The sequence below is a fragment of the Bacillus sp. GMs2/2 genome (assembly GCF_050172095.1).
GTDB classification, from domain to species: Bacteria; Bacillota; Bacilli; order Bacillales; family Bacillaceae_G; genus Bacillus_A; species Bacillus_A cereus.
On sequence record NZ_JBNLYE010000108.1, the window covers coordinates 1 to 13469 of the forward strand.

The following is a 13469-nucleotide window of genomic DNA, read 5'->3' on the forward strand; positions in this document are numbered from 1 at the left end:
CTTCTCCATCGAAAAGTTTTATAAATATATTTCTATATTTATAAAACAAGGCACGATTTTAATCGTGCCTTGTTATTTTATTATGCAGCGTTTTCTACTAAGAAGTCTACAGCTTTACGCACTTTAAGATCTTCAGCTAAAGCGTCTACGCTTCCAAGAGCTTGCTTGATAGCGTCTACTGGCATACCGTACATTTCAGCCATTTTTTCAACTTCTGCAGTTACTTCTTCTTCAGTAACTTCGATGTTTTCAGCTTCAATGATAGCTTCAAGAACAAGATTGATTCTTACACGTTTTTGTGCATCTTCTTTCATTTGCTCTTTTAATTTGTCAGCGTCAGTACCTGTGAATTGGTAGTAAAGCTCAAGGTTCATACCTTGTTGGCTTAAACGTTGCTCGAATTCACGAACCATACGATCTAACTCAGTGTTGATCATAGCTTCTGGAATTTCGATTTCAGCGTTAGCAGCAGCTAATTCTACTACTTCGTCACGTACTTTGTGCTCAGCTTCGTGCTTTTTGCCTTCTTCTAAGTTTGTGCGAAGTTTTGCTTTTAATTCATCAAGAGTTGCAACCGCTTCGTCTGCTTCTTTAGCGAACTCGTCGTTTAACTCAGGAAGTTCTTTTGTTTTGATTTCATGAATTGTTACTTTGAATGTTGCTGGTTTGCCAGCTAATTCAGCAGCATGGTACTCTTCTGGGAATGATACTTCAACGTCTTTAGACTCACCAGATTTAAGACCGATTACTTGCTCTTCGAAACCTGGGATGAATGTACCAGAACCGATTGCTAGAGAGTAGTTTTCGCCTTTTCCGCCTTCAAATGCTTCGCCATCAACGAAACCTTCGAAGTCGATTACAGCTGTATCACCGTTTTCAACAGTTCCTTCTTCTTTAACAACTAGTTCAGCTTGACGCTCTTGTAAAGATTTTAATTCGTTCTCTACATCTTCGTCAGTTACAGTTGTTTCAACTTTTTCTACTGCTAAACCTTTGTACTCACCTAATTTAACTTCAGGTTTCACTGTAACTTTTGCAGTGAAGATAAGGTTAGCATTTTTTTCGAACTTCTCGATGTCGATTTCAGGATGATCAACTGGGAAGATACCAGCTTCTTCAATCGCTTCACCGTATGCTTTTGGTAAAATGATATCTAAAGCATCTTGGTATAAAGATTCAATACCAAAGCGTTGTTCGAATAATGGACGAGGCATTTTTCCTTTACGGAAACCTGGTACGTTAATTGTTTTTACTACTTTTTTGAACGCAGCGTCGATAGAGTTGTTTACTTCTTTAGCATCAACTTCGATTGTTAAAACGCCAACGTTACCTTCTAATTTTTCCCATTTTGTAGACATTTATTCTTTCCCTCCAACTATAATAATGTATGCACATACCTCTATAGATTAAGATCTTCATTATCTCTTTTTTGAAATAACAAATACACAAATAATCCTCTAGCAAAAGCTTTCAGATATAATGTTCCAATCTACTAATTGCCCAGAAGACAACTACGGTATATTTTGTTCGAGAATAATATGAAACATATTAAGTAAGAGAATTACACTTCTCTTCTCTTACAAACAGGCAGTTTTCTGCCTTTTGCAACCCTTACATTATAACATAGAATATGCTCGTTTCAAGAACTGAACGATTCTTTTTCATAATTATACGGGCAAATATCCTTCTCTTTCAACACGTAATAACCATTGATAGGCAATATGAAACTCTTCCAATTCGATATTGTATGCTGTCATAAGCTCTTCTTCATCAATAGCCAATCCGAAACGCTTTCTTCCAATTCTCTCTAAAACAGCTGACCAAATCTCTTCTTTATCCATTAATAGAGCGAATGGGAAAATGCTAATTTGCAATTCTTTCCAATATGTAACCATCGCTTCAAATATATCGGGATAATTTTGCTCTAATCGACTTGATAATTTATGTATAATGTTATTGGATTGCTCCTCATTATGACCTGTAAATGCCGGAATTACCTTAATCGTATTCCCAAACTTTTCTACCTCTATTTCCTCTTCTACCTGACTTTCTATCATTTTATACAAAATAGAAGTTTTCAAATAGGGGTGTTGCTCTTCGTCTATTAAAAATTTCTTTAAAACAGGTAATGCAAGATCTAAGTCTTTTAACGAAAGTCGCTGAATCGCTCTTAGCTTCTGTCCAAAGTTTTCTCCAAAAATTTCATTAGTAAACTCATCCAACTCAAAATTTGAATCCACTAGCGATGCGTCTCCCTCATTTAGCATACCTTCTGCAAATAAAGCAAGCTGCGCTAATTTTTCCTTTTGATCAGGCATTATATCTTTCGTTTGTAAAACCTTTTCAACAGTTTCAATAACACCTTCATAATCATTTGTTTGAACTAAAATAGTCACGTACGTTTCAAGAATATCACCAAATAAGACAACTCCTGTTTTAAGCAACTGTTCACATTTGTCTTTCGCTTCTTCCATACGTTTTAATTCGAGTAAACAAATAACTGAAGCTAATTCCGTTTGTTCCGTTTCCGCATTATACTGACGTAATATTTCAAAGCAGCGCAATGCATCTTCGAACTTCCGCTCTTTCAGCGCTAAAAAACCTTCATCAATATAGCGCTCTGATAGTTGTGGAAACAATACGACCGTATTTTCTTTTTTATCCATACGTCCGCCTCTTTTTCTTGATTTTAATTATGTTCAAAGTAAATATATCAAATGCGTAATGAGAACACAACATCCCAAAACTATTTGTTTGAAATATGAAAATATTTAATTTTTACATTCCAATACAAATAAATCTCTACTAAAAATTAAAATTGTACAAGTAAAAATCCCCAGCAACAAACGCAGAGGATTCATCATTAATGGAAAGCTTTTATAATTGTGGGGTATATTACAAGGGTAATAATTTGGAGAACAATAATTGCCATAACAATCATGCTAAAATAGAAGATTGGTTTACTTCGCTTCATTAAAAACATAATAATAAGCATCGTACAAGCAAACAAACTTAAGAAGAACAAACTTGTTGTCGAACTAAGTATACCACTTGGGACAAAGAACAATAACACTACACTACAAGTACCTATAATTCCAAATAACCATTCCATTCATTCACTCATTCCCTTTCCCTCTCATGGCTGTTTTCTCTAAGCAATCAAATGTTTCACAACATCAACTACATACGTTAATTTCTCATACGCTACAAATCCAAAAGCAACCGTCAAGCCCGTTACAACTAATCCTTTCATCATTTCTGCCTCCTCGTTTTATCGTTGTTATCTTCATTATAAAAGATTAGCAATTTCTTACCATCGAACTACCTTACAGTTACCTTACAGAATTGTAAGATTTCAAAAAGAGATTGAAAAAAACCTCATATCGCTTGAGGTGCTTTCACGGAATTTATTTATAATCACTTGCAAAATTAACTTTTTTCTCTTGGTTATTTTTCGGAGAATCCACTCTTAAACTAATAGATTTACTAAATAATTTAGGATCAAAATAATTATTCATTACTTTTCTTAACTTACCTTCAGATATTTTCGTATTACAAGAAAACAAAGGATGAAGATCATGTTAATATATTTTTGTACAATTAAGACTTTAATTTACAAGGGGGATTATATATGTTTAAAAAAATGGCCGCAGATGTATTAGGACTAAGCGATGTAGGTTCTGTTATTACACCTAAAGACTATGATAAGGTCGATGCCGATGATTATGTAATGCATGAAGATGGGGAGAAAATTTACTTTCTCATTAAATCGAAATCAGATGAATATTGCTTCACAAACAAAGGGTTAATTCACTTAGACGGTACAAGCGCAACAAGTAAAAAACGTACACTACGCCGCTTTAGCTATAGTAAATATCAAATTAAAAACGTAGCGCTTGAAACTGCGGGAACGATTGATTTAGATGTAGAAATTAAGTTCCAAATGGGCGATGAACACTATTCAATTGATGTCCATAAAAAACATATTGAAGAATTAAAAGATTTATATAAAGCTTTACTTAAAATAGAAGAAATCTCATACGACAACGATATTACATTGCAGTATGCACATAAAAGTTTAGATATGGCATCTAACGCTTTCAGCCGTATTTCAAACGCACAAGTAAATTTAGCAGAACAGTTTAAAAAAATAAACGAAATCGCTTTTAACTGGCTCGTTGATACGAAGAAACAATATAATGTGAAAGATTATGGTTTTGTATTTGAGAAGTTTATTAATAACTAATTTAAAACAAACAAAAAACCTTGTTATCAAAAGATAACAAGGTTTTCTTAGCGCCCCAGGAGAGATTCGAACTCCCGCTCCGCCCATTTCCGTACTATTTTATATATTTTGATCGCAGTCTTAATATATCTTCTCCTTCGCGAATGCCTGCCGATCCCTTTCTCACATTTTTTACGACAGTCCAATTCGGGTTAGTTTCATCACCGATGTTCTGTACTGTAAAATTGCCATCACCATATTTTCGGTGACCTTCTGCCAATTTCTCCGTTAAATCATTCTCATTTGATCTCGCCATCTTTGCGCCATCTCCCTTTTTTATACGACCTTCTTAAACTATCTAACCAATCACAGGTCCAGTCAATTGGAGATTCTCGTTTTCCGCTTCTATTAATTGTAACACACTACCGAGAATAAGTTCCGATAACTGCTGCTCAATCGTACTAGAATGGTAAAGAGTTTTATAATATTGTAAGTAAACAATTAAGAGAATCTGAATTTGGATTTGAGTTCCATCATAAACCTATTGATTCTTTAAATTAAATAAGAGGAATAGGGCGCATAAATGGCGCTCTTTTTATTTAAGAAAAAGAAGTACATATGCAACTGCTTAATATCAAAGGAAAGGTCGCAAATATTAAGAATGAACTACACCTATAACCCAAACATCAAATTTTAGACAAACAAAAAACCTTGTTATCAAAAGATAACAAGGTTTTTTTAGCGTCCCAGGAGAGATTCGAACTCCCGACCGTACGCTTAGAAGGCGTATGCTCTATCCGGCTGAGCTACTGGGACATGGAGCGGGTGAAGAGAATCGAACTCTCGACCAGAGCTTGGAAGGCTCTTGTTTTACCACTAAACTACACCCGCATATGTTATTTTCTTTTCTTCGTTAGCGCCGTTGCCCTATCGACAATATTTATTATATGTATAACCACACATAAAGTCAACACCTTTTTTAAAAGAGGATAAATTTTCTTATCCTCTTTTAAAAACTGCCTGTTCAACTAGTTGTCCGTCTAACGTTTCAAAACGAACTTCCATTTGATTTTCATCCATTTCTAATAAAGCAAATGTCTTTTCTACACGCTGACGTGGTAATAAAATACTGCCTGGATTAATAAATAAAACGCCCTCGATTAATTCCGCACCTAATACGTGAGAATGTCCGAAGCATGCAACTTGCGCTCCCACTTCTTCAGCATGGTACGCTAGCGTTTGTAATGTCATTTTCACATTATGGCGATGTCCATGCACAACTAAGAAGCGAATTCCATCTACATCAGTTACAATTTCATCTTGAAAGTTAGCATAATCACAGTTTCCTTTTACAACATGGAAACCTTGCAGTTCTTCATGAGCAGATGTTAGCTCTGAATCACCGCAATGAATCATGATATTTACTTTCCCTTCATACTTCTCTTTCAACTGCTGTAATTCCTTCACAGAGCTATGACTATCGCTTACGATTAAAGCTTTCATCATTCTCTCTCCCTTATTCTCCTAAAAACCATTCCGGGATTTTTTCTTCTAACTTACGAAGAGCACGTCCGCGGTGACTAATAGCATTTTTTTCATCTGAACTTAATTCCGCCATTGCTTTTTTGTACTCTTCCACATAAAAGATCGGATCGTATCCAAAGCCATTTTCTCCGCGGCGTTGTTCTAAAATAAATCCTTCACATGTCCCGTTTACAATGACAGGCTTTTTATCACCTTCAGGGAAAGCAACTGCTAATGCACAATAGAAACGAGCTTTACGCTTTTCAAACGCTACTTCATTTAATTCTTGTAAAACTTTATCAATATTCGCTTGATCATCTTTCGGCTCTCCAGCAAAACGAGCTGAATACACGCCTGGTTTCCCGTTTAACGCATCTACAATAAGACCTGAATCATCCGCAATTACAATTGCATTCAACTGTCTACTCAAACTATCCGCTTTTAAGATCGCATTTTCTTCAAATGTTTCACCAGTTTCTTCGACTTCTTCAATATGCGGAAAATCGTGTAATGATTTCACTTCTAAATCAAATCTCTCAAATAACTCAGCAAACTCACGTACTTTACCCATATTTTTTGTCGCTACAACAACTTGTTTCATACTTTCCACCTCTACTCTATATGAGATACGATGTCACCTAAAGCTTCTTTTTGCATATCAATCAGTTGGAAAATGCCTTGTTCCGCAGCATCAAGTAGTTCATTTAACTGCGCTCTACTAAACGTCGCTTCTTCTCCAGTTCCTTGCACCTCAACAAACTGGCCTTTTCCAGTCATAATCACGTTCATATCAACGTCTGCTTTAGAATCTTCTGCATAGTTTAAATCTAAAACAACACCTTGCTCTTCAACAATTCCTACTGACGTTGCTGCTAAATAATCTTTTACTGGAATTTTAGATACTTTTTCTGCTTGTAATAATTTCTCGAAAGCTAATACCATCGCTACATATGCACCTGTAATAGAAGCTGTTCTCGTTCCACCATCTGCTTGGATGACATCACAGTCAATCCAAACTGTTCTCTCGCCAAGCGCTTCTAAATCAACTACCGCACGTAATGCTCGTCCAATTAAGCGCTGGATTTCCATTGTACGTCCTGTTACTTTCCCTTTGCTTGACTCCCTAATCGTACGTTGTTCTGTTGCACGCGGAATCATCGCGTATTCAGCTGTTACCCATCCTTTTCCTTCTCCACGCATAAACGGTGGTACACGCTCTTCAATTGTCGCTGAGCAAATCACCTTTGTATCCCCAACTTCAATTAATACAGATCCCTCTGGATGTTTTAAATAATTCGTATGAATATGTATATGGCGTAATTCTGTTTTCTCTCTACCATCTACTCGCATAAAAATAACCTCCTCTTAATTACTACTCGTTAGTATAGCCAAATTTAAATGTATGATATGTATACAATAAAAGAAGGAGAACCCAAAAAGCAATTCTCCTTTCTTACTTAAGTATATCAAATTATTCAAGATTAAAAACTACCTGTATTCACGTTTTCTGGACGATCTACAGGTTTTATTAACTTTCCGCCCTTTTCATCTATAAGATTTGCTTTTCCATTCACTTCAATAGAAATATTTTTCACACCTTTCTTTTCTGTTAAAGATAAAACTAACGACTTCAATACGTAATTTGAGATCATATTTTTATCTGGGTTTACAAATATATTTTCATTAAAGTTTAATGTAAGATTTCCGTCTTGTAATTTCGGATTCGTAATAAGCTTAACGCCTGGATTAAAATCATTCAGGAGCGATTGATGGATCGGACCTTTTACAAGTTCATCTATAATTGTTGCATAGTCATTTTCTTTACCTTCCGCAACGCGGCGTGTGACTGGTACGTAGTATTGCTGTTTATTATTATTTTGCGCCATAAAATACAGTGTGACTGGTTTTGTATTTGTTACATCTGCTACTTGTTCATCATCGAAGTTAATACCATTTGCACGGCTCACTCCTTCACCAAGCGGTGTACCACCAACCGGCATCTTTGCCAATTTCTCACCATTTATTTGGAACTGCACTTGTTTTATCTCTGTAAATTGCGTCAACGTCCAAGCTATAGATTCAACGATTTGACGCTCTTCTTCTTTCGCATAGTTTTTCATTTCTTTAGAGAAATCAATAACTGCCGTTCCGTCCTTTTTCAAATCTAAGGTCATCGTTGTATTCGCCGGAATGATTGCACGAAACCCATTTGGTAATAAATTCGTTACCGGTCCATCTTTCACAAGGTATTCTAACGTTTGCTTCACAGTCTCATTTGCTTTCGGAGTAGGTATAGCTAACGTTTGTGGTACAACATAACCATTTTTATCAACAAGGTATAGTTCTCTATTTACCATTTGCCCTTGCTTATCTTTTTTAGCTACTTCTTTCTTCCCACCCTCTGTATACGTAACTTGTTTTGGCGGATCAATTTGTTCAGTTGCTTTCTCTTGATTTATAAAGCCACACCCTGTTAGTAAAACAGCGCTCACAGTAGCACCAACAACCCATTTAAAAGTGGATTTAGGCATGCCATTCCCCCCTAAAATCTAAGTTTGTACTATTATGTATACGAGCTGTTTCACGTTTTAGAACAAGCTGTGCCTCTTATAAATTGAAACTTTAATCAGCAGGGGTCTTACTACCCAGCAAATAGCAAGATAAAACAAAAGCTCCTGATTTCTCAGGAGCTCACTTATATAAATTCTACTATTATTCTTTTTCTAAATGAATATGCTTCACATTTTCAATCGGTTGACCAAACCATTTTGATGCAATTTCTTTAAACAAGCCTATTTTTCCTGTTGTTAAGAAGAGATGATCGCTTTGTTCTTCTCCTTCATTCAACATTTTACTATGATATAAGATTGTACTTACTTCACGTGCTGTTTCATCACCAGAACTAATTAGTTGCACTTTATCTCCCATTACTTTTTTAATAACAGGTCCTAAAATCGGATAATGTGTACAACCTAATATAAGTGTATCAATATCGGTACTTTTCAGTGGTTGCAGCGTTTCTCTTACAACTTCATACGCCATTTCACTTTCGAAATTCCCACTCTCTACAAGTTCAACGAAAGGTGGACAAGCTAAACTTTCTACCATAACACGGTTATTAATAGACTTTAACGCCTCTTCGTATGCACCACTTTTCACCGTTCCAATCGTTCCAATAATCCCAACGTGATACGTGTTTGTCACTTTTAAAGCTGTACGTGATCCTGGGTGAATAACTCCTACTACTGGAATTGGTAATTGTTTTTGCATCTCTTCTAATACAACTGCAGTTGCTGTATTACACGCAATAACTAACATTTTAATATTTAAATCTAGTAAATGCTCCGTCATTTCCCACGTAAATTGACGTACTTCTTCTCGAGAACGTGGACCATAAGGACAACGTGCTGTATCTCCTAAATATATGATACGCTCTTTCGGCAACTGACGAATTAATTCCTTCGCTACTGTTAAACCGCCAACTCCTGAATCGATAACACCGATTGCTCTATTCAACTTCATCACCCGTTTTCTCATTCATCATCTTTTATGTTTATCATTATATTTTACACACTTTAAGTTCGCTCACTTCAAATGCTTCTGTATGAAAATTTTCATTTGCCCATGTATAGACTAGGACCTTTTTTATTTTGCTCCTTTTTTTCGTAATTTGCAAGATAGAAAAATAACCGACCTTCTATAAGAAAGTCGGTTTCTTCTATATAAAGTGCATATTCATTGCTCCATCTTTTTTTGAAAAGAAGACATTCCCATTAATAAGAAGAAATGAGCAGAAATTAAAATGAAGATAATTTATTTACAGCCCTTTTTATAGCCTTACCTATTTCCACGCTAGACTGTGGATTTTGTCCTGTAATTAAATGACCATCTACTACTACATGCGGCGTAAAATTGGGGGCTACATAAAACAAAGCTCCTTCTTCTTTCAACTTACTTTCTAACAAAAACGGAACGCGCTTTTCTAAATGTACAGCTCTTTCTTCATCGTTTGTATAACCTGTTATACGCTTACCCGCAACCAAAAACGAGCCATCCTTATTTTTCACACCGACTAAAGAGCTTACTCCGTGACAAACAGCCGCTACAATCCGGTTATTGTTATACATATTCTCAATCAAATTTGCTACATATGGATTACCTGGAAAATCTACAATCGCCCCGTGCCCACCACCAAATAAAACCGCATCATAATCCGAAAAATGAACATTTGAAATCGGCCTCGTATTTTGCAATAAAGAAGCTACATGCTTGAATTCGCGAGGTATACCATTCGGAATAGACACTCTATCTATAGGTACTCTCCCACCTTTTATTGACACAATATCAACATCAAACTTAGCCTTTTTAAATACATGATAAGGAGCTGCGAGCTCTTCCAGCCACAAACCAGTCGGGTGTCCATTCATATCATGAGCACTTGTTGAAACTAACAGTATCCTTTTCAACATATCCCCTCCTTATTACCTATTTATGTATGGAGTGTTCTTATCATTCATATAGCAAGTGAAGCAAACAAAAAATAGCCGACTTTTATATAAAAGTCGGCTGCTTTCTTATAATTCGAGCTCTCCCATACGAAGAAGCTCCACAACTGCTTGTGAACGTCCTTTAACCCCTAGCTTTTGCATTGCGTTTGAGATATGGTTGCGAACTGTCTTTTCACTTATAAAAAGTTCACCTGCAATTTCCTTCGTTGTTTTATCTTGAACCAGCAATTCAAATACTTCTCTCTCTCTCTTTGTGAGTAAAGGTTTAGATTGATACGCTTTTTCCTTCAACTGGTATAACCCTCCTTGCTTAAGCCAGAGCTGTGTATGTGTAAGTTGGGTGTTTATTTAGTCAAGATATTGTATGAACGAAATGTGCAGGTGGTGAATAAAAATGGGCTTTATTTCCTATGTTATTTTAGACTTTTATACAGTGCGTACACTCTTTTTATCCACTTACTTTCCAACGCGCCATATTTGTTCTAGCAATATACTTACAACCGTACCTACAAATAAACCATTACCGAATATATATTGCATAATAGACGGCAAGGATTGGAGTGCTCCAGACGGTAAAAACATTACGCCGCTGCCAAATAATACTGCAACGCCTAAGATCGTTACATTCCTTTCACTCATCGGCACTTGTTTTATATTATTAAATCCAATTCCAATTAACTGTACGAACGAAGCCATTAAAACAGCCGATGCAACAGCTGATGGTAAAGATGCTAAGTAACGAATAATACTTGGAAAAAGAGACATTACGACTAGTAATGCACATGCCATTAAGAATGATCGTATATACTTTTGTTTTGTTAAACGTATAAATCCTGCCGTTGCTGGTAACGGAACGACACCTACAGTTGAAAATACAGAAGAGATGAGATGTGAAATCCCCCCAACCCATGTTCCATCTTTCAACTGTTTTTGTTCAATAGTCGCTTTATGAATAGTTGCTTGATTAATTGCTATAATAGCTGCCACCGTATTCGAAACTAAAATACATACCATAACGAAACTTGATACAGCCATACCTGTATTCCATTTTGGAAGTCCCCAAGCAAATATATGTGGAAGTTGCACAAAATGAGTTACTTGAGATGGGATTGTCACTTTTCCTGCAATGAGAAAAATAATCCACCCACTAATTAATCCTATTAAAACTGCATAACTTTTGACAAAGCCTTTTCCAAAATTAGATAGTATAATAACGAACAGAAATATACTAAACGCGATCATTGCTGTAAATCCGTCGATTTGAGAAATAGTAGCTGTAATTCCTAACATTCCTTTTAAAAATACACCACTTAATTGTAAACATAATAAAAGTAAAAACGTCCCTGTCACAAGCGGCGTAAATAAAAATAAAATACGTCCTATAAAACCAGTTACTCCTAATCCTATTAAAATAACACCGGAGATTATCATTCCTAATTCTAAAATTTGCAGTGTACTATGTAATTGATCCTGTCCGGCCGTTGCATAAGCAAGTACGGTAAATACACCAACCCAAGATCCAGCCGGCCCATCCGCAATTGGCAGTCTATGCCCAAGCCACCCTTGTAAAAAAGAAGATATACCAACTACAAAAAACGTACGCTGCATTAAATAAAATATTTCTTCCGTCGTAAGATGAAATAATCCGCCAACGACAATTGGTAGTGCGATTGAATTTGCTAATAAAAATATAAACCATTGCAAAGTTCCCATAATATGATTTTGGTTATGTTGATTGTCCAATTTTTTCATCCCTTCTAGCTTTCCTATAAAAATATATTGTAAGAATAAAAAAGAAGAGTTCTATACTCACCATTAGAACCCTCCTCAAAATATTTAAACGATCCTTCTACACAAGATTATTTAATTCCACCTCATTTAAACTTCCAACAACAATATTTCCTTTATACACGACTAAACGTTTTTCTGTTTGACGCGCTACTGCTTCAGCAGCGCATGTCGCATTCGTCAAAACAAAGCTCGCTTCATCCCCTACATTCGGCCATACTCGCTTCCCTTCATTATTTAACGTTTCTTTTCCTCCTGTAATAAAGCGGAGTGCTTTTCCTAAAGATCTTTCGTCACTCCACCCAAAACGCTCTGCTAATCGATTCGCCTTTTGAAGCATATCACCTGTTCCAAACGGTGACCAATGATCTGTAATGCTATCATTGCCTAATGAAACCTTAACACCTTTTTTATCTAATAACGGAATTGGGATTACTTGTTTACCAATTGGCACTGTTGAAGTAATATCAATATTTACATTTGCGAGTCTTTCTGCCACTTCTTCAGCCTCTTTATCAGTAACACCACCAAGTCCAAGTGCATGACTAATCGTTACACGGCCTTGCCATCCTGCTTCTTCTGTTAAACTTGCCAATCTCTTCATCGTAAACGTTCCAAGATTATTCGCATCGTGCAAATGAATATCAACATCCGCATTAAATTCTACTGCGATATCCATAATTGTATGTAATGACTTTTCGATGTCATTATCCACTGTAGCTGGATCTACTCCTCCGACTAGATGAGCACCCATACGCATCGCATCTTTCACGAGTTGTACAGAATTACTGCGCAATAATCCATGTTGCGGAAACGCAACAATTCTACTAGATACTCGATTTTTATATGTTTCTAATGCCGCTAACGTCGCCTCCAAATTACCAAGCCCAATAATCGGATCGACATTACAATGCGTTCTAATATTCGTTGCACCATTTTGCAGTAGTAACTCTAGCATATTTTCCGCTCTATTTTTGGCAGTCGCTAATTGCTTTGGTAAAATTTTTTCTTCTTCATTAAAACGTGTAAAAATACTTTCTGCTGGCATACAAGCTTTCCATGGGCCACTATAATATGTTTTATCAATGTGAATGTGCATCTCTTTGAAAGCTGGCAACATTAATAAGTGCTTAGCATCAAAAGTTACTATATCTTCCTCTTGAACAATCCCTTTTATAATTTTTTTAATTCGACCATCTTCAATAAGTAAACTGCATAATTCTGTTTCTGTTTGTGAAATTCTCTCTTCTTCATATGTATATCCTGATTCAAGCATTACGTTAGTCAACCAATATACTGTCATCTCTATTTCCCCACCCTTTATTAAAAATCACCTCATAACTACAAGTTTAATATCCACTGAAAATTAAGACAATTAATACGATCACTTCTCACAAAAAAATGTAATACAACCCCATAGTCTT

General features: G+C 36.0%; 14 protein-coding genes and 2 tRNA genes. 1 reads left to right on the forward strand and 15 read right to left on the reverse strand.

The window, feature by feature from the left end; all coding sequences use genetic code 11:
• Window positions 1–80: 80 nt before the first annotated feature.
• The 3 genes from tig to ACQGS6_RS14945 all read right to left on the reverse strand — a co-directional run bounded on the left by tig (window position 81) and on the right by ACQGS6_RS14945 (window position 3112).
• The gene (tig, locus tag ACQGS6_RS14935; protein ID WP_000105215.1) at window positions 81–1358 is read right to left on the reverse strand and encodes a trigger factor; all 1278 of its coding nucleotides are present in this window, start codon (window positions 1356–1358) and stop codon (window positions 81–83) included.
• 309 nt (window positions 1359–1667) lie between these two features.
• Entirely contained in the window at window positions 1668–2666 is a 999-nt protein-coding gene (locus ACQGS6_RS14940) for a hypothetical protein (RefSeq protein ID WP_025966445.1), read from the reverse strand.
• Between the two features lie 197 nt (window positions 2667–2863).
• On the reverse strand, window positions 2864–3112 hold the full coding sequence (locus ACQGS6_RS14945) for a hypothetical protein (RefSeq protein ID WP_001983650.1): 249 nt from the start codon (window positions 3110–3112) through the stop codon (window positions 2864–2866).
• Between the two features lie 519 nt (window positions 3113–3631).
• Here ACQGS6_RS14945 and ACQGS6_RS14950 point away from each other — a divergent pair.
• Entirely contained in the window at window positions 3632–4246 is a 615-nt protein-coding gene (locus ACQGS6_RS14950) for a PH domain-containing protein (protein ID WP_426965271.1), read from the forward strand.
• Window positions 4247–4340: 94 nt separating this feature from the next.
• On the opposite strand, the gene ACQGS6_RS14955 is transcribed toward ACQGS6_RS14950, so the two are convergent.
• From ACQGS6_RS14955 to ACQGS6_RS15010, 12 genes are all read right to left on the reverse strand, one after another.
• Window positions 4341–4541 (reverse strand): hypothetical protein, encoded by a 201-nt coding sequence (locus ACQGS6_RS14955; protein ID WP_000124460.1) that lies wholly within the window; start codon window positions 4539–4541, stop codon window positions 4341–4343.
• A 426-nt stretch (window positions 4542–4967) separates the two neighbouring features.
• Window positions 4968–5041 (reverse strand) — tRNA-Arg (locus ACQGS6_RS14960).
• Between the two features lies 1 nt (window position 5042).
• A tRNA-Gly gene (locus tag ACQGS6_RS14965) sits at window positions 5043–5116 on the reverse strand.
• A gap of 108 nt (window positions 5117–5224) precedes the next feature.
• Window positions 5225–5728, reverse strand: a complete 504-nt coding sequence (locus ACQGS6_RS14970) for a metallophosphoesterase (RefSeq protein ID WP_000645518.1) — start codon at window positions 5726–5728, stop codon at window positions 5225–5227.
• 13 nt (window positions 5729–5741) lie between these two features.
• Complete coding sequence (locus ACQGS6_RS14975; RefSeq protein ID WP_000815943.1) at window positions 5742–6350, reverse strand: XTP/dITP diphosphatase; 609 nt, start codon at window positions 6348–6350, stop codon at window positions 5742–5744.
• 11 nt (window positions 6351–6361) lie between these two features.
• Complete coding sequence (rph, locus tag ACQGS6_RS14980; protein WP_001261765.1) at window positions 6362–7099, reverse strand: ribonuclease PH; 738 nt, start codon at window positions 7097–7099, stop codon at window positions 6362–6364.
• Between the two features lie 131 nt (window positions 7100–7230).
• Window positions 7231–8280: a spore germination protein GerM gene (gerM, locus tag ACQGS6_RS14985; RefSeq protein WP_025966446.1), complete on the reverse strand. Its 1050-nt coding sequence runs from the start codon at window positions 8278–8280 to the stop codon at window positions 7231–7233.
• Window positions 8281–8461: 181 nt separating this feature from the next.
• Entirely contained in the window at window positions 8462–9271 is an 810-nt protein-coding gene (gene racE / locus ACQGS6_RS14990) for a glutamate racemase (RefSeq protein ID WP_000774005.1), read from the reverse strand.
• Between the two features lie 275 nt (window positions 9272–9546).
• Complete coding sequence (locus ACQGS6_RS14995; protein WP_002098044.1) at window positions 9547–10218, reverse strand: type 1 glutamine amidotransferase domain-containing protein; 672 nt, start codon at window positions 10216–10218, stop codon at window positions 9547–9549.
• 105 nt (window positions 10219–10323) lie between these two features.
• Window positions 10324–10548 (reverse strand): spore germination transcription factor GerE, encoded by a 225-nt coding sequence (gene gerE / locus ACQGS6_RS15000; RefSeq protein WP_000659484.1) that lies wholly within the window; start codon window positions 10546–10548, stop codon window positions 10324–10326.
• A gap of 165 nt (window positions 10549–10713) precedes the next feature.
• Window positions 10714–12009: a purine/pyrimidine permease gene (locus ACQGS6_RS15005; RefSeq protein ID WP_002062437.1), complete on the reverse strand. Its 1296-nt coding sequence runs from the start codon at window positions 12007–12009 to the stop codon at window positions 10714–10716.
• Window positions 12010–12106: 97 nt separating this feature from the next.
• Complete coding sequence (locus ACQGS6_RS15010) at window positions 12107–13348, reverse strand: amidohydrolase family protein (RefSeq protein WP_000219555.1); 1242 nt, start codon at window positions 13346–13348, stop codon at window positions 12107–12109.
• Between the last annotated feature and the right edge of the window lie 121 nt (window positions 13349–13469).